16 protein-coding genes are annotated in these 18,469 nt (G+C 67.2%); 3 read left to right on the forward strand and 13 right to left on the reverse strand.

Annotated features, from left to right (window positions below):
- Position 1 precedes the first annotated feature (1 nt).
- The 12 genes from VGV58_RS20655 to VGV58_RS20710 all read right to left on the reverse strand — a co-directional run bounded on the left by VGV58_RS20655 (position 2) and on the right by VGV58_RS20710 (position 12,490).
- Positions 2-880, reverse strand: a complete 879-nt coding sequence (locus VGV58_RS20655) for a branched-chain amino acid ABC transporter permease (protein ID WP_326875897.1) — start codon at positions 878-880, stop codon at positions 2-4.
- The gene (locus VGV58_RS20660; RefSeq protein WP_326875898.1) at positions 880-1,695 is read right to left on the reverse strand and encodes an ABC transporter ATP-binding protein; all 816 of its coding nucleotides are present in this window, start codon (positions 1,693-1,695) and stop codon (positions 880-882) included. The genes VGV58_RS20655 and VGV58_RS20660 overlap by 1 nt, the downstream gene beginning before the upstream one ends.
- Before the next feature lies 1 nt (position 1,696).
- Positions 1,697-2,485, reverse strand: a complete 789-nt coding sequence (locus VGV58_RS20665; protein WP_326875899.1) for an enoyl-CoA hydratase/isomerase family protein — start codon at positions 2,483-2,485, stop codon at positions 1,697-1,699.
- Positions 2,486-2,767: 282 nt separating this feature from the next.
- The gene (locus VGV58_RS20670) at positions 2,768-4,060 is read right to left on the reverse strand and encodes an MGH1-like glycoside hydrolase domain-containing protein (protein ID WP_326875900.1); all 1,293 of its coding nucleotides are present in this window, start codon (positions 4,058-4,060) and stop codon (positions 2,768-2,770) included.
- A gap of 11 nt (positions 4,061-4,071) precedes the next feature.
- Positions 4,072-5,121, reverse strand: coding sequence for an ABC transporter ATP-binding protein (locus VGV58_RS20675; RefSeq protein ID WP_326875901.1), 1,050 nt, complete (start codon positions 5,119-5,121; stop codon positions 4,072-4,074).
- Positions 5,122-5,132: 11 nt separating this feature from the next.
- The gene (locus VGV58_RS20680; RefSeq protein ID WP_326875902.1) at positions 5,133-5,939 is read right to left on the reverse strand and encodes a carbohydrate ABC transporter permease; all 807 of its coding nucleotides are present in this window, start codon (positions 5,937-5,939) and stop codon (positions 5,133-5,135) included.
- Entirely contained in the window at positions 5,936-6,790 is an 855-nt protein-coding gene (locus VGV58_RS20685; RefSeq protein ID WP_326875904.1) for a carbohydrate ABC transporter permease, read from the reverse strand. The genes VGV58_RS20680 and VGV58_RS20685 overlap by 4 nt, the downstream gene beginning before the upstream one ends.
- A gap of 80 nt (positions 6,791-6,870) precedes the next feature.
- On the reverse strand, positions 6,871-8,142 hold the full coding sequence (locus VGV58_RS20690) for an extracellular solute-binding protein (RefSeq protein WP_326875905.1): 1,272 nt from the start codon (positions 8,140-8,142) through the stop codon (positions 6,871-6,873).
- Positions 8,143-8,207: 65 nt separating this feature from the next.
- The gene (locus VGV58_RS20695) at positions 8,208-9,221 is read right to left on the reverse strand and encodes a substrate-binding domain-containing protein (protein WP_326875906.1); all 1,014 of its coding nucleotides are present in this window, start codon (positions 9,219-9,221) and stop codon (positions 8,208-8,210) included.
- Between the two features lie 455 nt (positions 9,222-9,676).
- Positions 9,677-10,660 carry a Bug family tripartite tricarboxylate transporter substrate binding protein gene (locus VGV58_RS20700; RefSeq protein ID WP_326875907.1) on the reverse strand — a complete coding sequence of 328 codons (984 nt, stop codon included), beginning with the start codon at positions 10,658-10,660 and terminating at the stop codon, positions 9,677-9,679.
- A gap of 33 nt (positions 10,661-10,693) precedes the next feature.
- Positions 10,694-11,461, reverse strand: a complete 768-nt coding sequence (locus tag VGV58_RS20705; RefSeq protein WP_326875908.1) for a class II aldolase/adducin family protein — start codon at positions 11,459-11,461, stop codon at positions 10,694-10,696.
- Between the two features lie 93 nt (positions 11,462-11,554).
- Positions 11,555-12,490, reverse strand: coding sequence for a LysR family transcriptional regulator (locus tag VGV58_RS20710; RefSeq protein WP_326875909.1), 936 nt, complete (start codon positions 12,488-12,490; stop codon positions 11,555-11,557).
- 211 nt (positions 12,491-12,701) lie between these two features.
- Here VGV58_RS20710 and VGV58_RS20715 point away from each other — a divergent pair, with 211 nt between their 5' ends.
- From VGV58_RS20715 to VGV58_RS20725, 3 genes are all read left to right on the forward strand, one after another.
- Positions 12,702-14,471 carry a serine hydrolase gene (locus VGV58_RS20715; protein WP_326875910.1) on the forward strand — a complete coding sequence of 590 codons (1,770 nt, stop codon included), beginning with the start codon at positions 12,702-12,704 and terminating at the stop codon, positions 14,469-14,471.
- 127 nt (positions 14,472-14,598) lie between these two features.
- The gene (locus VGV58_RS20720; RefSeq protein ID WP_326875911.1) at positions 14,599-15,612 is read left to right on the forward strand and encodes a helix-turn-helix domain-containing protein; all 1,014 of its coding nucleotides are present in this window, start codon (positions 14,599-14,601) and stop codon (positions 15,610-15,612) included.
- Positions 15,613-15,951: 339 nt separating this feature from the next.
- Positions 15,952-17,034 carry a hypothetical protein gene (locus VGV58_RS20725; protein WP_326875912.1) on the forward strand — a complete coding sequence of 361 codons (1,083 nt, stop codon included), beginning with the start codon at positions 15,952-15,954 and terminating at the stop codon, positions 17,032-17,034.
- A gap of 3 nt (positions 17,035-17,037) precedes the next feature.
- Here VGV58_RS20725 and VGV58_RS20730 read toward each other — a convergent pair whose 3' ends face one another.
- Entirely contained in the window at positions 17,038-18,441 is a 1,404-nt protein-coding gene (locus VGV58_RS20730) for a sugar porter family MFS transporter (RefSeq protein ID WP_414644032.1), read from the reverse strand.
- Positions 18,442-18,469 lie beyond the last annotated feature (28 nt).

Here is an 18,469-nt window from a genome sequence, read left to right on the forward strand (position 1 = left end):
GCTAGAGCCTCTCGATCTCGTGCGTGCCGAACAGGCCGTAGGGGCGGACCATCAGCAGCACGAGCAGCAGCGCGAAGGTGACGACGAGCTTGAACTCGCCGCCGAGGAAGGCCCCGGCAAGCGCCTCGACCAGCCCGATCAGGAGGCCGCCGACCAGCGCCCCGGTGATCGAGTCGAGCCCGCCGATGATGACGACGACGAGGACGGAGAGGCCGAACACGCCCATGGTCGGCGAGATCCCACCGATCGCCCCGACCAGCACGCCGGCGCCGGCGGCAGTGGCGCAGGCGAGGATCCAGGCGATGGAGAAAACGCGGGGCACGTCGATGCCGACCGAATAGGCAGCGCCCTGATCGGCCGCGGTCGCCTTCAGCGCGACGCCGCCGCGCGAGAAGCGGAACAAAGCGAGGAAGAGCCCGATCACCACCGCCGCGGCGACGAAGCCGATCGCGACCTTCGGCGCGAGATAGGCCTCGCCGATGAAGACCGGCGCCGAAGGCATGAATTCGGGCAGGCGCAGCGGGTCGGCGCCCCAGCCGAGCTGCACGACGCCGGCCAGGATCGAGCCGAGACCGATCGTCACCATGAACACCGAGATCGGGCTCTCGCCCAGCATCGGCCGGATCAGGCTGCGCTCGACCAGCCAGCCGAGCGCGCCGCCGGCGGCGATGGCGAGCGGCAATGCGAGCCAGGGCGAGAGGCCGAGCCCCGCTGCAAAGCCGAGGAAGGCATAGCCGCCGAGCATCAGGATCTCGCCGATGGCGAGGTTCACGACCCGCGTGGCCTTGTAGATCAGCACGAAGGCGACGCCTGTCAGCGCATAGAGCGCGCCGGCGCCGAGGCCGGCGAGGGTGACTTCGGCGAGGAAGAGCGCGTCCATCACGCCACCTCCGCCTTGATGCGACGTGCGATCGCGCCGACATCGCCCGAGCCGAGATAGGCCGCGATCACCGCGTCGTTGCCCTGGACCTCGCGCGGCGTGCCGCTGGCGATGACCTGGCCGAAATTCAGCACCACGACATGGTCGGAGATGTCCATCACCATGCCCATGTCGTGCTCGACCATCAGGATGGTGACGCCCCATTCCTCCTTCACGTCGAGGATGAAGCGAGCCATGTCCTCGGTCTCCTCGCGGTTCATGCCCGCGACCGGCTCGTCCAGCATCAGGATGCGCGGACGCATGGCGAGCGCGCGCGCCAGCTCGACGCGCTTCTGCAAACCGTAGGAGAGGGTGCCAACCGAGGCGTTGCGGATGTGCTGGATCTCGAGGAAGTCGATGATGCGCTCCTCGATCTCGGCCCGGAGTTCCAGCTCCTCCTTCTGGGCCCGGCCCCAATAGAACAGTGCGTCGAGCACGCCGGTGCGCATATGGGCGTGGCGGCCGAGCTTGATGTTGTCGAGCACGGTCATGCCGCGAAACAGCGCGATGTTCTGGAAGGTGCGGGCAAGGCCGCGGGAGGCGCGCTGCGGGGCGCGTACGCCCTCCAGGCTTGTCCCGGCGAAGCGGATGCTGCCGGACTGCGGCCGGTAGAAGCCCGAGATCGTATTGAACAGCGAGGTCTTGCCGGCACCGTTCGGCCCGATCACCGCGGTGATCGCGCCTTCCGGCACGCTGAAGGAGACGTCGCTGAGCGCGCGCACCCCGCCGAAGGCGAGCGAGACGCCCGAAACCTCCAGAATGGGCGAAGCCGTCATCTCAGCGCCCCTCGAACTGCGGCGGCCGCTTGGTCAGGAAGGCCTGCACGCCTTCCTTGAAGTCTGCCGTGCGCGTGCCGGCAAGGAAAGCCTCGCGTTCGAGATCGAGCTGGGCGGAGAGATCGTTGCCGAGCGAGCGGCCAACGAGATGCTTGATCCGGCCGTAAGCCGCCGTCGGCCCCTGCGCGAGCCGGCGCGCCAGCGCCAGCGCCTCGCTCGCCAGATCGACGACCGGCACGACGCGGTTAACCAGCCCGAGCGTCAGCGCCTCAAGGGTGCCGACAGGCTCGGCCAGCAAGGCGAGTTCGAGCGCCTTGCGCTCGCCGACGAGCCTGGGCAGCCGATAGGTCGCCGAGCCGTCGGGAGAGGCGCCGATGCGAGAATAGGCCATGGTGAAGACGGCATCGTCAGCCGCAATGCAAAGGCCGCAGGCCATGGCGAGGCTGAAGCCCGCCCCGGCGACCGGGCCCTGCACGGCCGCGAGCGTCGGCAGCTTCAGCGCGTCGAGCGCACGCAGGGCGGCATGAAACGGGTCGATGATCGCCTCGACCGCTGCGGCCGGGTCTTCCGCCGCGAAGCTGGCGACATTGCCGCCAGCACAGAAGGCTCGCCCCTCGCCGCGCAGCAGCAGGGCTCGTGACGTACCATCCTGTTCGATCCGTGCGAGGGCATCCGCAAGACCTCGCGCCATCTGCGCGTCGATCGCGTTGAGCACGCGCGGACGATTGAGCGTGACGGTGGCGACGGCCTGCTCAATCGTGAGCAGCACCGGGCTTTCGGCCTGGTCCATGACGTTCCCCTTGAGTCCGCGGTCGTTTGCCGCCGCGGTATCTCCAGCTCTACTCGATATTCCTGAGCTTACTCACGAGTAAGGCGAAAGCTGGCGGCCTGCGCTATGCGCAATTGCGCACGGCCGGGATTGTCGAAACGGAACAACCTGATCGAACCGGACGCCGAATGTTGAGGACGTGATCTGACGCCGTACGGTCTGAGAGGCTGACAATCGCCAGCGGCACCGGATGCTTGACGTCGGCACACATCGCCACGTCAAGGCATGCTGCCCTGGCCATCTTCACATTTTGTCACGTCCTGGCCCCGCGACAGCAGCCTGATCGATCATCAGGCTGATCGCTGCGGTCCAGGAGAAGCGGCTGCCGCCCAGCCCTTCGCCGGAGGTCGGGTCGAAATATTCGGCGATGCCGCCATCCCGCATCAAGGCCTGTGTCGCCTGGTGGATCCGGCTGGCGAGGGCCGCATGCCCATAGCGCTCGAAGCCCTCTGCGATCATGAAGTTCACCACCGCCCAGATCGGGCCTCGCCAGTACCGCTTCGGCTCGAAGCGGGGATCGAGCGGCGAGGTGCTCGGCACCGGATAGGGCGCCCTGGCGAGCCAGGCTTCCAGCTCGTCGGCAAGGGCAGCGGCCTGCCCGGCCGAGGGGATCCCGGCAAACAATGGCAGCAGGCCGGCCGAAGTCGAGGCATCGACCGTGCTGCCTGTGCCGAGGTCGAGTGCCTGGTAAATCCGCCGATCCTGGTTCCAGAGGCTTGCGAAGGCCGCGGCCCGGCGCGCCATCCGCGCCGCGATCCGGCTGCGTTCCGCTTCAGTGCCGAACTGCTCTGCCAGCACCAGCAGGTCTTCGTCGGCCTTGTGCAGGATGGCGTTGGTCGCGACATCGACCAGCCTGAAGGGCGAGACGCGCCACATCGCTGCGGGCTCCCAGCCATAGCTGGCATAGAGATCGACCAGCGCGATGAAGCGGCGATAATCCTCGTCCTTGGGGCGCATCTCGGCGCCGATATGCGAGGTGTCGCGGCGCCGGATCGGCGTGGTCGGCTGGAGCGTCAGGCGCGCCATGGCCTCGTCCCAGGCCGGGCTGTTGTCCATGCCGGACTCCCAGGGGTGCAGGATGGCGACGAGGCCGGTCCTTTCCGGGTCGCGAGCCGTCTCCCACCAGTCATGCGAGGCGAGCGCGCAGCGATAGAGCCGGGCGGCTCGAGCCTGTGCGTCAGGCCCCCGTGCGATCTCGAAGACGCGGCGCAGCGCCGTGGCGAAGACCGGCGGCTGAGTGATCCCGGAGGTCGGGATGGCATGGCGGGTGCGCCAGACATCCGGGCCGGGAAAATAGTCGTCGCTCGGCGCATGGAAGACGATATGCGGCACCATGCCGTCATCCCATTGCCCCTCGACCAGCCGCTCCAGCTCGCGCCAGGCGCGCTCCTTGTCGAAGGTTGCCCAGCCCATCGCGACGAAGGCCGAATCCCAGTTCCACTGGAACGGGTAGAGCCGGTCGGTCGGGACCGTGTAGCCGCCGCGGTCATTGGCGCGCAGGATGGCGCGGGCCGCCTCGATATCGATCGTCGTCATGTTCTGGTCCATCATTGCGTCGGAAGGGCCCGGCCGGAGGCCGGGTCCATCCACACCAGTCGTTTCGGGTCGGGCTTGAGGCCGATGCGGGTGCCCGGCCTGTGGCCGCTGCCGGCGGGCGCGGCGACGCGCAACAGCGTCGCGCCGCTGCGGCCGGTGACGAGATCGTGCGCGCCGAGGGGCTCGACCACCGCGATGTCGAAGGGCAGGCCCTCGCCGGCCGCGACCGGCATCAGGTCTTCGGCCCGGATGCCCATCAGCAGCTCGCCCGAGGCCTTGGGCGCCGGCAGGCTGGAGCCGGCGAGATCCAACCGCGCATCGGCGACAGAGACCGGCAGGAAGTTCATCGGCGGGCTGCCGACGAAGCCGCCGACGAAGGTCGTCGCCGGGCGCTCATAGACCTCCGTGGGTCGGTCGATCTGCTCGATGCGCCCGCCATGCATCACCGCGATCCGGTCGGCGAGACCCATCGCCTCGGTCTGGTCGTGGGTGACGTAGATCGTCGTGGTCCTGGCCTCGCGCAGCACCGCCTTGAGCTCGGCGCGCATTTCGAGCCGCAGCAGCGCATCGAGATTGGAGAGCGGCTCGTCCATCAGCAGCACCGGCGGCTCGACTGCGAGGGCACGGGCGACAGCGACGCGCTGGCGTTGCCCGCCCGAGAGCTTGGCCGGATAGCGGTCGAGATAGGGCGTGATGTGCAGGAGCTCGGCCGCCTTGCCGACCTGCGCCTTGATCCTAGCCTCGTCGGCGCCCTGCATGCGCAGGCCGAAGCCGACATTCTCGTAGACGCTCATATGCGGGAAGACGGCGTAGTTCTGGAACACCATGGCGAGCCCGCGCCGGCGCGTCGGCACCTCCGTCAGGTCGCGCCCGCCGATGACGATGCGCCCGCTGGTGGCGCTCTCCAGCCCGGCGATGATCCGGAGCAAGGTGGTCTTGCCGCAGCCGGAGGGGCCGAGCAGGGCGACAAACTCGCCATCAGCGACGGAGAGGTCGATCTGCTCCAGCGCCCGCGTCGCGCCGAAGGATTTGGCGATGCCGTCGATGGTGATCTCGGCCATGTCGTTCCCCGTCAGCGGTTGGCGATGCCCCACATCGCGAACAGGTATTTCCGGACCGCGAAGATGAAGGCGAGCGAGGGCAGGATCAGCAGGAAGCCGCCGGCGAAGCGGAAATGCAGCGGCGATTCCGCCAGCACCGTCAGCAGGTAGGCGGTGAGCGTACGGTTCTTCACCGAGAGCACCGAGGCAGCGAAGACCTCGTTCCAGGAGATCACGAAGGCGAAGATCGCCGCCGCCGCGATGCCGGGCAGCGCCAGCGGCAGCACCACGTTGCGGAAGGCCTGCCAGCGGCTGCAGCCGAACACCCAGGCGGCCTCCTCGAGCTCACGCGGGATCGCCTGGAACAGGCTCGCTGAGACCAGTGCCGCGAAGGGCAGCGCCAGCGCCGTGTGCACCAGGCCGACACCGAAGGCGGTGTCGTAGAGCCCGATGCGGATGAAGGCGACTGTCAGCGGCAGCGCCAGGATGGCTAGCGGAAAGGCGCGGGTCAGCAGGATCAGCAGGCGATAGGCGTTCTGGCCGCGGAAGGAGAAGCGCGCCAGCGCATAGCCGGCCGGGGCTCCGAGCCCGATCGAGAGCGCCATGCAGGTCAGCGCCGCGATGATGCTGTTGACCATCGCTGGCCAGACGCCTTCGACGGCGAGGAAGGTCTGCAAAGCGGTAAGCGAGGCATCGCCCGGCCAGAGCGATTTCGGCCAGCGGAACACGCCGCTGCGCCCGCCGAAGGCGCCGAGCGCGATCAGCCAGATCGGCACCAGCACCCAGGCGCAGAGCGCGACGACGCCGGTCCAGAAGACGGTGCGCTTCAGCCCGCTCATGGCTGCTGCTCCGCCGGGACGCGCAACACGCGCAGGTAGATCGCCGTCGCCGCGAGCGAGATCACCACGATCAGCATCGCGTAGGCGGCGGCGACGCCGGTGTTCTGGTTGGCGTTCTGCCAGGTGTAGGCTTCGCCGACGAGCACCGGGAAATTGGTGCCGCCGATGGCGTAGACCACCGCGAACACCTCGAAGGCCAGCACGGTGCGCAGGATCAGCGCCGTCTGGATGCTGGGCTTGAGAAGCGGCAGGGTGATGCTTCGGAAAATCGTCCAGGGCCGGGCGCCGAAGACCTCGGCCGCCTCGCGATACTCCTTCGGGATCAGCTGCAGGCCGGCGACCAGGATGACCAGCACGATCGCGGTGGCGCGCCAGATCTCGGCGAGGACGACGCCGAGGAAGAGCGTGCCGGGCGTCTCATAGGTCAGCCAGGCGGTCGGTCCGTCGATCAGCCCGAGCCCGTAAAGGGCGCTGTTGAGGTAGCCGCGATCCTGCAGGATCGCGAGCCAGACCAGGCCGGCGGCAAGATCGGAGACGCCGAGCGGGATCGTCCAGACCCAGAGCACGAGATCGCGCCCGCGGCCGATCTTCTCGATCATCACGCTCATGCCGAGGGCGAGCGCGAGCTGGATTGGCACGACGACGAGGACGAGCAGGAAGGTGTTGCGCAGGGCCGGGCCGAAATTCAGGTCGGAAACCATGCGCCGGTAATTGCCGAGCGAAGCCGCCCCGCCTTCGCTGAAGGAGAGCGCGATCGTCTGCACCAGCGGCAGCAGGAAGATCGCCGCCAGAAAGAGCAGCGATGGCGCCAGCAGCAGATAGGGGAGAGCTCGCGACTGCGCTCGCTTCATGGTGGTCCCGGCGGCAGCTTACGAAACAGCGGAAAAAGCGGGCGGCCCGCAAGCCGCCCAGTGGGGAGGAACGGTTCGGCTCAGTTCACCGGGCAGGCGCCTTCGCTCGCCTTGTCCGGCGCCCAGCACGGCGCCTTGGTTCCCTCCATCAGACCCTTGAGCACCACAGCCTGCGCATCGAGCACCGCGCGCGGATTCTCGCCGCGCAGCACGATGCGCTGGAAGCTGTCGGAGAAGACCTTGTTGAACTCGCCGCCCTTGTCGCCGAGCCCGATCGGCAGCAGCGCCGGCAACGCATCCTTCGCCCCTTGCGTCTTGGCGACGCCCTCCGCGATCAGCTTGATGCCCGGCGAGAGATCGGCCGGCAGATCGGCCTTCACCACCGGGAAGAAGCCGACCTCGGCCGCGGTCTTCACCTGCGTCTCGGGCTTGGTCAGATGCTCGATCACCGCAGCGGCTCCCGCCCGGTCGGGCGCGCCCTTCGGGATGGCGAGGCCGGCGATGACCGGCATGTAGCCCCGCCCCTTCGGACCGGCCGGCGCCGGGAAGGTCACGTATTTGTCCGGCTCCTGCACCAGCGCGTCCTTGACGCGGGCGACATGGTCGAACGCGACCCAGACCTCGCCGGCCATCAGCGGCTCCTGCATGAAGTCGTAGCTGGTCGAGTTCGGATTGACGTATTGCCAGAGGCTCTTGAACTTGCCCCACATCGCCTCGGCTTCGGCCGAGCGGAACGGCGTCACCACCCCGCCGGTGAAGGAGGGGTAGAGATAGCCCTGGTAGAACCGCGGCATCAGCCCTTTCGGTCCGGCTGGGAAGCCGATCAGGCGCTTGCCGGTCTTCTCGGTCAGTGCCTTGCCCCAGGCTTCGAGCTGGTCATAGGTCAGTGCGTTGACGTCGGCACCGGCCGGCAGCGAGGCGAGCGCCTCCTTGCGCGCGACCATGATGTAGGTCGCCTGCATCCAGGGAATGTAGACCTGCTTGCCGGTACCGAGCTTGCCGAGCTCCATCAGCCCTTGCGGAATGCCGCGATCAGCGAGCCTGGCGGCGATGTCGTCGATCGGCTCGATATCGCCGGAGGTGACGAGCGGCTGCAATTCGCCGTGCAGCGCTCCGGCGAGGCTGATCGTACGCTTGCCGGCCTTGCCTTCGGCCTTCATGCGCACGTCGAATTGCGGGGGCTCCTCGACCAGATAGGAAACCTTGCCGGGCACGCCCTTGAGCAGGACCTGGCGGACCTTCTGCGCTTCCTCGACCGGGCGTAGCTGCGTCGACAGGAAGTTGACGTCCTGGGCGGTGGCGAAGCTCGCGGTGAGCAGGAGCGCGCCGGCGCTCGCAAGAATGGCTTTCATCATACCCTCCCTCTGCAGTCGTTTTCGTGCGGCCTTGCCGACCGCTTCAGTCCAGCTTTGGAAACTCAGGCTTCGCCGCTCGACCCTCGCGGGATCTGGCGCAGGCTAAGCACGGTCGAGAGCTCGCGCGGATCGCCTCCGCCCATCCGGGCGAGCACCATCGCGGCGAGCCGCATGCCGACCTCGGCCGGCGGCAGTTCCATCGTGGTCAAGCCCGGCCGCGCATAGGAAGCGGCGGGAATGTTGTCATGGCCGGTGACCGCGATATCCGGGCCGATGGCGAGGCCGGCCTCGACCACGGCCTGCATCGCTCCGAGGGCCATCCGGTCGGTGGCGCAGAGCAGCGCGGTCGGTGGCTGTGGGCCGGCCAGCAGTTCAGCGGCGAGGCGGTGGCCGTCCGCTTCGGTCGGCTCGCCCTCGACGAGGAGCTGCCGTGCCGCCTCGTCGAGGCCGCCTTCCGTCATCGCCTGCCGCCAGCCGGCAGCGCGTAGCGTCGCGAAGGTGAGATAGGACGGGGCCGACAGATGCGCGATCCGGCGATGGCCGAGCCCGATCAGCCGCGTCGTCAGTGCCTTGAAGCCGGCCTCACCGTCACCGTCGACGAAGGCGTAGGGCCGCTTCGTCTCGGTTCGGCCATGGCAGATGAAGGGGACGCCCTTCGCCTCGAGATAGGCGACGCGCTCGTCATGGCGGCGCGTGCGGGCGATGATGAAGGCATCAGCCCGGCCGCTCTCGACCAGCCGGCGATAGGTCGCCATCTCCTCGAGGCCGGGGCGGGCCGCGAGCAGGATGAGGTCGTGGTGCTCGGCCGCGAGCTTTTCCCCGATCGCCGCCAGCAACTCCGCGAAGACCGGCTCGTGGAAATGCCCGGGCTGCGCCGGCATGACGAAGGCCACCGTCTCGCCCGCCCCCTTGCGCAGGCGGCGGGCGGCGCTATGCGGGCGATAATTGGCTTCGCGCGCCGCATGCCGGACGCGCTCGCGCGTCGACTGGGCAACGTCGGGATAGTCGTCGAGAGCCCGCGACACCGTGGTGATCGAGAGCCCCAGACGCTGCGCAAGGGCCTTGAGAGAGCTCAAAACCGGTCTCCAAAACGTTTTGGAACGTTATCCTGCCGATGCCGCGAGTCAACTGTCCTGCGCTGCGCTGGATGAGTCGCTGCGGTCGGTGGCGGTATCTGTCATCGATCAAAACGGTCAGGCGCGGCTTGAGCGCGCGATCCCATCCGAGGTCCCGGCCTGGTCCGCTGTCTGCAGGAGTTCGGCGGGCCGACCCACCGAGCCGGCCCTGAGGCGGGCACGCTAGAGCATTTTCGAGCGAAGCGGACACCGGTTCGCGTGAAGAAAATGCGATAAAACAAAGGCGTAGAGCAATTTCGCGATTCGGAGAATTGCGAGATTGCTCTAACCCGACCCCTGACTTACGGCCTGACTGAGACTGGCTTTGATGTCGTCTGCATGGAAGCGCGCCAGGTGAACGTGGCGCTCCCGGCAATGCGCAACAAGACTGACAAGCACGACGCCCGCGACATCGCTCATTCCACGATTTTGATGTCGAGTTCACGGATCAGCCGACCGAACCGCTCGATATCCCCGTTGACGAGGCTCGCCATGGCCGCGGGCGAGCCCGGAGCGGCGACGAGGCCGCTGGCTTCCAGCTTCGTTGCGATTTCCGGCGATTTGATCGCCTTGGCCATCGCCTCGTTCAAGCGCTCGACGACAGCCGGCGGTGTCCCGTTCGGCGCCGCAAGACCAAAGAAGTTCGGGATCAGGGGATCCTCCGCCACCCCGAGCTCGGTCATGGTCGGAACGTCGCTCAGCTGCGTGAGCCGGCGCTGGTCCCCCACCGCCAGCGCCTTGATCTTGCCGTCCTGCATCAGCGACAGCGCCGCAGGCGGCGTGGCGATGGTCAAGGCCACCTCGCCCGTCGCAACCGCGGTGACGGCCGGCGGGGCTCCACGATAAGGGACGTGAACCATCCTGACGCCGAGCTTGCGTGCCAGCGCCTCGATGTTGAGGTGTGCCATGCTGCCCTTGCCGAAGCTCGCATAGGTCAGCTCGCGCTGCTTGGCGAGCTTCGCGAAATCCGCAAAGCTGTTCACGCCAAGCCCGGGATTGACGACGAGCACATAGGGGCCTTCGGCAACGACCCCGACATAGGCGAAATCACGCTTTCCATCGAGCGCCTGCTGCGGCATCAGGATCGGGTTGATGCCGAAGACCTCGCGAGGGGCCATCAAGAGCGTGTACCCGTCGGGTTGCGCGCGGGCGACCGCCACTGCGCCGACCATGCCGTTGGCCCCGGGCCTGTTCTCGACAACGACAGTCTGGCCAAAATCCACCCGCATCCTCTCGGCCACCAAACGGGCAGCCAGGTCGACGGCTCCGCCGGCCGGATAGGGGACGACGAGCTGGATTGGCCTGGCCGGATAGGTGCCGGAGCCCTGGGCGAAGGCGGGCATCGCCAGACCTGCGCCGGCGAGCGCCAGAAAGGCGCGGCGTGACTGCGACACGGACATGATGACCTCCCTCCTGCTTTTTATGAATGAAGCTTACGGCTCGTCTGCGCCCCGAACGCGCCGGGTCCATTGCTCCCAGGCACGGTCCATGGCGAAGGGCGTCAGGTTGAAATCGGAGGCGGCCACCGCCTCGGCCGCTGTCAACCGACGCAGCGTCCCGACCTGAGCTGCCTTCAGCTGCACGTCGGCGTTGCGGGCCCCATAGATCGATCGGAATGTCAGCTCACGGACCGAACGCCCAGCCACCGTGGCCCCGTGGCCCCGCATCAGCACGGTCCAGTTGGCGCCGAGGGTCCGCGCCAGGGAATCCCCCTGCTGCCGCGTCGAGACGATCAGGTTCGTGTCCCCGAACTCGTCCTGGCTGTCCCAGAGAGGCACGGTCGCGCCCATGGTCGCGCCGAGATGAAAGACCGGGACAAGCTCGGCATCGCTCGTGCAGAACGGCATCATCTGCGGGGCGTGGTGATGGCAGACGGCGACCACATCCGGCCGGGCGCGATAGATCGCTCCGTGTATGCTGCGCTCGGCGAAGATCCGCGCCTCGGACTTCGAGACGAGAGCGTCGTCCAGGTCGAATATCAGGATATCTTCGGCGCCGACCAGTTCGGCTGCGCGCGTGCGCGGCATCAGATAGTGGCCGGGAGAATTCGGATGGCGGGCCGAGACGTGCCCGAAGCTGTCAATGATCCCTTCATGCGCCAGGATGCGGCTGGCATCCACGATCTCGGCGACAGTCCGCTCCAGCTCCGGCGATCCTTGCATCGGCCCGGCACCAACGGAACCTTCCAAACCTTGCCGCATGAGACCACCCCGACAAACGTGCGCTCTTGCATCGTCGAGGAGAGCTTCATCCCTTGCTCAGGGCAAATCCAATGCGAAGCGCTTAGCTCAGAGCTAAGCGTTTCGAGAGGGCTCGGTGACCGCGAGCGGATGGCCCAGCCCCCGCATGGCCGCTGAAAGCGTCGTCATCGCCGAGCTGACCGCCTCGCGGATCACAGGCAGTGATGCGAGCTGGCCTGCCTTGCGCGAGCCTGCGAGGAAGAGCGTTCGCCTGAGGACCGGGGAGACGATAGGCTGAACGTGGAGTGTTCCGGCCGCGACTTCCGCCAGCACCGTGCCATAGGGCAGGATGCCGGCTCCCGCCCCGCGTGCGACAAGGGTCTTGATGCCCGAGATCGAGCGGATCTCGTGGCCCACTTCGATGTGCAGGCCCTGCCCCGCGGCGGTCCTCTCGACGAGGGAGCGCACGCCATCCCGCGCTTCCGGCAGGATCAGCGGATGGCTCAACGCGTCCGCGAATGCGATCGCGCCTGCGTCGTTGCCCCCTCCCACCGTCACCAGCACGAGATCCTCCTGGTAGAGCGCCCGCTTCCAGAAGCCGGACAGGTCGGCGACGTCATAGGCCAGGATCAGGTCGAGCTCACCTCGCTGCAGGCTGTCCACGAGGAGATGGCTCATTTCCTCGGACAGGCTGAGGGCGAGCTGCGGCGCGCGCTCGGAGACCGCCAGCAGCAGCTCCGGCCCAATGATCTGCATGAGGCTGGGCGTCAGGCCGAGACGGACAGCTTCACGCGCGTCCTCGGTGACTTCGCGCCGAGCCAGCTCGACGAGATCGAGGATCTGCACGGCCCGCTCGAACAGCTTCTCGCCCGCCGCGGTCGGTGAAACGCCGCGGGAATGGCGGGTCAGGAGGGCGACACCAAGCCCCTCTTCCAGCTGCTTGATCTGCATGCCGAGCGCGGGCTGGGCAATCCTGAGCTCGTCGGCCGCGCGTGTCATGTTGGCGGCCTCGACGACGCGGACGAAGTATTTGAGCTGGCGCAGATTCACGTCCTCTCCTTTCGGATGGAGCAATCTGCCATGATCGGCGGTGAGGCTACGAGTCGGAACGGGCTCGCGTTTTCCAGCCCGGCTCGGAAGTGGCCAGTTTCAAACGATACCGCGCCTCGCATAGACCGGTCGTAAACCTTGCGGCGCAAGCTGAGTGTCATGTTCTGAAGATGTTCCTGAGGGGATTTTTCAATCGAGTGATTCTTTTCCAATGATTTCCGGAGCTTTGCGATGTGCGCGTCGCCATGATGAAGGTGAGATTCTGCCGCCGCTCACCCGATGTCATCCACTCCTTCGTTGGTCCGTCGGTGATGTGCCGGGTCATTCTAAGTGCTCCCTCTCTCCCACCAGCAGCGCCGCGGAGAGCCATCCTGGAGAAATCGCCATGGCAGAACCCGCCTCGACATCCGACGGAAGCTGGCGGAGCTTTGCCGCCGCGCTGCTTTTCTCGTTCGCTCTCGCGACTCCTGCGTCTGCACAGAACGTGCCCGTCACCGTTGGCGCGAGCCCGCCGGAAGACGTGGTAACGCTGGCACCGGGCGGTATCGAAAAGGCCTTGGCCGGATTGCCGGCGACGATCGAGGATATCCTGAAGCGCAGCGGCTTGCCTGGTGCTGCCGTGGCCGTCGTGCATGGCGGCAGGACGGTCTTCGCGCGAGGTTACGGCGTCCGGGAATTGGGCAAGCCGGCCAAGGTAGACACCGCTACGGTCTTCCAGATCGCATCGCTGTCGAAGCCGATCGCGGCCACGGTCGCGGCAACGCAAGTCACGGCCGGCCGCATCACATGGGACGACAAGGTCACGAAATACCTGCCCGAATTCAGGCTCAAGGACGCCTATGTGACGGCCAACGCCACGGTGGGCGACTTCTATGCGCACCGCACGGGCCTCCTTCATGCGGCGGGCGATGATCTCGAGGATCTGGGCTTCGACCGGAAGACAATCCTCGAAAGACTGCGCCTCGTCCCGCTCGCGCCGTTTCGGATCAGCTACAACTACGCCAATTTCGGCATCACCATCGGGGCGGAGGCCGTTGCCGCGGCGGCTGGGGTCGCGTGGGAGGACCTATCCCGGCAGGCGCTTTACGAGCCGCTGGGAATGAGCTCCACCAGCTCGCGTCATGCCGACTTCCTGGCGCGCGATAACCGGGCAACGCTGCATTCCCTGGAGAACGGACGCTTCGAAGCGCGCTTCCGGCGCGATCCGGACCCGCAATCGCCCGCTGGCGGCGTGTCCTCCAATGTGGTCGATCTCTCGCAGTGGCTGAAGCTCCTGCTGGCGAATGGCCGCCATGACGGGCGGCAGCTGATCGCGCCCGAGGCTCTGCTGCCCGCGCTGCGTGCCCAGGCCTTCAGCGCCCCCGCCGATAGCGTCGGCTCGCGCTCCGGCTTCTACGGCTTCGGCTTCAACGTCTCCGTCAATGCCAATGGGCGGCCGAGCCTGAGCCATTCCGGCGCCTTCGCGACCGGGGGCGGCACCAATGTGCAGATTCTGCCCTCGGCCGACCTTGCGATCGTCGCGCTGACCAATGGCGCGCCGGTGGGAGCGGCCGAGGCGATCACGACCAGTTTCATGGAAACCGCCCAGTTCGGGGCGCCGACGCGCGATTGGTATGCCGTGATGAATCCGCGGCTGCTGCAGATGTCCGCTCCCGCTGGCGATCTCGCGGGTAAGACGGCTCCTGCTTCCGCGGTGCCCGCGGCCGCTCTGGGCGACTATGTCGGCACTTATGACAGCGCGTATTTCGGGCCGGCCCGGATTTCGCAGAGCCAGGACGGACTCGTTCTGCATCTCGGCCCGGCTGCGTTTGCCTTGCCCCTGAGCCATTGGGATGCAAACAGCTTCGCCATCTCCCCGCGCAGCGAGAACGCCCCTTACGGCTCACGCTCTTCGGTCCGCTTCACGCTCGTCGATGGCAAGGCGACCTCGTTCACCATCGACTATCTCAACGCCGAAGGCCTGGCCGTCTGGACGCGGTGAACAGCCGCTCCTTGCGGAGCACCAGAAGCCGCGGAAAGCAGCATGGCCAGCGTTCGGCGTCTCTTGCGCGGGGGCATCGGAGGAACCACAATCGAGCGGTCCTGCGTCATGACCGCGATTGGCCTCGATGGCATCCGATACCCGCGCGACCGCCCCGTCGTCCTACGAGTTCACGCAGGTATCGGCCGAGGAGTTCGACCCTTCGATCCGATATGACGCGTGGAGGGCGGCCGCCTATCATGCTGTCGATCTCCTGCCGCCGCAGGATGGTGAATTGCTGGAGGGCTCGTCCCGCTTCGTGCGCGGTGACGGCGGCGCATTCGGCTCCCATCAGGGCAGCCGCCGCCGAACCCAGTTTACCTCGCGCGCCCGGAGCGCCGGGCTGGGCGAGTGCATGGTGGTCAATCTGATGGTCGAAGGGGCGGTACGGCTCGACGCGCCCGATGGAAGCCAGCTGCTGGTGCCGGAAGGGTCCCTGGCCATCTACAATGCGACCCGGCCGATGCATTACAGCTGGAGCCGCAGCAAGGAGATCTACCTGCTGCTGCCTCGGGCTGCGGTGCTGCGGAGCCTGCCCGGCGGCGTGAAGGGCCTGTCGCTGTCGCTCGACGCCTCGCCGCTGGCGCCGTTCCTGCGCAGCCAGATGAGCTTGCTCGATCACCATGGCTCGAAGCTCCCGCGCAAGGAACTGGCCGCGATGCTGGACAGCACGATCGCCCTGGCGATGCTGATGCTGGAGGGGTTGAGCAGCGGGCGGGCCGCCGAGCCGGAGGTGGCTGCCAGCGGGCTCTATGCCGCGGCGCTGCGATATCTCGAGGCGAACTGCCAGCGTCCCCAGCTCGATCCCGAGATGATCGCGAGCGAGCTCGGCTGCTCGCGCGCCACCCTCTACCGCGCGTTCCTCGCCAATGGCGCAACGGTGCGGCAGGCCTTGCGCGACATCAGGCTCGATCAGGCCAGGATGAGGCTCAGCAACGCCGCGGCGCTCGGCCTCAACATCGCGGCGGTCGCCTTCGCCTGCGGCTTCGAGGACGCTTCGCTGTTCGCAAAGCAGTTCAGGGCACGCTTCGGCTTGTCGCCGCGCGACTGGCGCGAGCAAGGCCGCGGCGGGTCTCGCCCGAACCCTTCGCCGGCAATCTGACAGGGCCACGCCGGGGTGCGATTCCTGAGACGCCCGAACCAGTATTGAGACGCTGCTGCTATTGCCCGGCGGCCGGCCGCTTCTAATATCCGCGAGAAGGCGATCGCGAGCAGCGCTGCGGAAGCGGCCTGCGATCATGGTGTCGCATGCACCATCGGGAGCTGGCGCGATGTTCTTGAAAACCCTGGCACATTGCCTGTCGCCCCTACCTGAGACAGCTGCCTCGAGCCGGCCCGGAACCGAGTTCGCGGCGGCGAAGAGACATGCCGCATCCGGGCATGGCAGCGTGGTGGCCAGGCAGGCCTGCGGCCGCCTTGGCTCGACGGTGGATCGCTAGCGGTGCGGAGCGTCCCATCTTACGCTCTTGACGCGGATCGTCGCGAGCCTGTGTCGTATTTCGAGCCCGGAGGCCCACCCCGTCAGGGGCTGGCCGACATCTGCATTCCAGCGGCCCCGGACGCCGGAAACCATCTGGCGCCGAAACTTCGGCTGACCTCCCTGGCACTGGGCTGCTCGACCAACAAGGAATTGTGCGCACGCTTCGCGCAGTGCAACCCTCTGACGCTCTTCATCCCTCAGAACGCCTATAAGTGGTTGAGCGGCAAGGCGACGCCTCGCGCCTCCAGCGTCTACGAAGACTGGGCCAGGGTCCTGGGCAAGCCGTTTACCGCCCCGTTCCTCGCTTATGCCTCCTTCGAGGAATTCCAGGCGCTCGTCAGCAAGCATTTCGCCCTGCCGCAAACCGCGCTTGACGGCATCCGCGTCGAAGCTGGCCTGCCTCCGGCGCCTCCCTCCCATGCGCCTGCGCAACTCTCTCCGGGCCTGGTACAGCGTGGCAAGGGCTGGCTGGAGGGCGAGTATCTCGCGCTTTCGCCGGCTTGGGCGAGCACGGAACGAGGGCGGCTGATCGTCGGGATGGCAAGCATCGCGGCTGACGACCAGGGCGACCTGCAGATCCGCTACACCGAGAATCTCTTCGGTCGCCAGGTCGCAATGCGGGGAGCGCTGGTCAGCGACGGGCGCACGGCCCAGAGCGCGCTCACCTGTTCCTATACGCAGCGGCTGTTCTTCCTTGCCCTGAATGTGCCGACGCCACCGGCGAACCTTGTCGGCGGCATCCTCGCCGGTGCCGCCATCCATGACTCGGATGCCCGCGCCTCGGCCTGCCGCATTCTCCTTCTGCGCAGTGCGCCCGGCCTCTCCGAAAGCCTGGCTGCGCGGATGGGCTATATCGACGCCGTCGCCGATGCGTTGCCGGCGGAGTTCGCCGCGCTGGGCTACCGTACCACCGGGCCGATGCCCGCGCTGGCCGCCGGCATCCTCGATTACCTCGGCGCGGACGCTGCGTCCGGCATCTGCGAGGCGGCTCCGAGAAGCCTCGCCCCGCTCGAACGGGACATCGACCGTCTCGCCATCGGCTGAGGCTCAATTGCCGAGCCGGCGCAGGGGGCGCCCGGAGAGCACATTCGCCTCGATCTCTTCCAGGCTCGCGCCCCGCGTCTCCGGGACGTAGGCGAGGCAGAACAGCACGGCGATCAGGCAGACCGCGAGAAACACCCCGATGGCGCCGGACAGGCCGGCCAGCGCGACGAGCGACAGGAAGGTGAAGGCGATCAGCGCATTGAAGAGCCAGCTGGTGGCCGAGGCCGCCGCAATGCCGGATTCACGGATCTGCGTCGGAAACAGTTCCGACATCAGCACATAGGGCAATGGCCCCAGGCTGAAGGCGAAGGCCGCGATGAAGAGGGCAAGGCCTCCGAGGCCGAGCCAGGGCATGGCGAGCAGGCTGGCGCCGACAACGACGGCGAGCCCGGCTGCCATCGCAACCGAGCCCAGAATCAGGAGCGGCCGGCGCCCCAGGCGATCGACCAGCGCCATCGCGGCGATCGTCGCGAGAACGTTGACGAGCCCCAGCCCGAAGGTGGCCGCGAGCGCAGCAGTGCCTTCGGAAAAGCCGAGTTCGCGGAAGATGCGCGGCGCGTAGTACAGGATTCCGTCGATCCCGCTGAGATTCTGCAGAATGAACAGCGTGCTGCAGAACAGCAGGACCGCGATGGTGCTGCCGCGACGGATCTCGCCGGACCCGGCCGAGACCCCGGCTTCGGCCTCCGACGATCTCTCGCGCCATTCATTCGCCAGCCCGAGCGCCTTCGCTGCTTCGAAAGCGCCATCCCGATCCCCTTTGGCCGCAAGCCAGCGCGGGCTTTCGGGCAGGATCTGGATCGCCAGCAGGCACAGGCCGACCGGGAGGACGCCGGCGCCGAGCAGGAACGGCCAGGGCAGGACCGCGGCGAAGCACAATGCGACGCCATAGGCGGCGAGGATGCCGAGCGTGATCGCCAGCTGAAACAGCGAGACCACCGCGCCGCGATAGCGGGCGGGGGTCGCTTCGGCCGCGTACATCGGAACCACCATGGAAAGCAGGCCGATGCAGAGGCCGACGACGCTGCGTCCGACCAGCAACCCTGTCATCCCCGGGCTGGCGACGATGAGCGCATGGCCCAGCACGCCCAGCACGGTCGCCAGCGTGATCGTGCGCCGCCGGCCCCAGCGCGCCGAGACGGCCCCGGCCATCGTCGCGCCGATGAAACAGCCGAGAACCAGGACGCCGACGATAGCCTGCTCGCCGAATTCGGAGAGTTTGAACTCGGATTTGATGAGATCGAGCACGCCGGCTATCGCCGCGATGCCATAACCGAACACGAGGCCGCCCATTCCAACAATAAACGAGATGCCGATAACAGAAATTATACTATCATCATTCCGAGAATTTCCAGTCATTTCCATTTTTTTCCAAATATAGAGGCCAGATTTTCTATCCGAATGCATGCTATAAATGCGTCGGGCGGGGTCAACT

This window comes from Allobosea sp., from assembly GCF_035944895.1.
In the GTDB taxonomy this organism is placed as follows: domain Bacteria; phylum Pseudomonadota; class Alphaproteobacteria; order Rhizobiales; family Beijerinckiaceae; genus Allobosea.

What these genes read in the sequence shown, in the direction of transcription:
- VGV58_RS20660 (WP_326875898.1), bottom strand. Translation starts at nt 1,695, where the DNA reads ATGACGGCTTCGCCCATTCTGGAGGTTTCGGGCGTCTCGCTCGCCTTC.
- VGV58_RS20700 (WP_326875907.1), bottom strand. Translation starts at nt 10,660, where the DNA reads ATGTCCGTGTCGCAGTCACGCCGCGCCTTTCTGGCGCTCGCCGGCGCA.
- VGV58_RS20705 (WP_326875908.1), bottom strand. Translation starts at nt 11,461, where the DNA reads ATGCGGCAAGGTTTGGAAGGTTCCGTTGGTGCCGGGCCGATGCAAGGA.
- VGV58_RS20675 (WP_326875901.1), bottom strand. Translation starts at nt 5,121, where the DNA reads ATGGCCGAGATCACCATCGACGGCATCGCCAAATCCTTCGGCGCGACG.
- VGV58_RS20720 (WP_326875911.1), top strand. Translation starts at nt 14,599, where the DNA reads ATGGCATCCGATACCCGCGCGACCGCCCCGTCGTCCTACGAGTTCACG.
- VGV58_RS20670 (WP_326875900.1), bottom strand. Translation starts at nt 4,060, where the DNA reads ATGACGACGATCGATATCGAGGCGGCCCGCGCCATCCTGCGCGCCAAT.
- VGV58_RS20665 (WP_326875899.1), bottom strand. Translation starts at nt 2,485, where the DNA reads ATGGACCAGGCCGAAAGCCCGGTGCTGCTCACGATTGAGCAGGCCGTC.
- VGV58_RS20690 (WP_326875905.1), bottom strand. Translation starts at nt 8,142, where the DNA reads ATGAAAGCCATTCTTGCGAGCGCCGGCGCGCTCCTGCTCACCGCGAGC.
- VGV58_RS20715 (WP_326875910.1), top strand. Translation starts at nt 12,702, where the DNA reads ATGATTTCCGGAGCTTTGCGATGTGCGCGTCGCCATGATGAAGGTGAG.
- VGV58_RS20680 (WP_326875902.1), bottom strand. Translation starts at nt 5,939, where the DNA reads ATGAGCGGGCTGAAGCGCACCGTCTTCTGGACCGGCGTCGTCGCGCTC.
- VGV58_RS20685 (WP_326875904.1), bottom strand. Translation starts at nt 6,790, where the DNA reads ATGAAGCGAGCGCAGTCGCGAGCTCTCCCCTATCTGCTGCTGGCGCCA.
- VGV58_RS20730 (WP_414644032.1), bottom strand. Translation starts at nt 18,441, where the DNA reads ATGCATTCGGATAGAAAATCTGGCCTCTATATTTGGAAAAAAATGGAA.
- VGV58_RS20655 (WP_326875897.1), bottom strand. Translation starts at nt 880, where the DNA reads ATGGACGCGCTCTTCCTCGCCGAAGTCACCCTCGCCGGCCTCGGCGCC.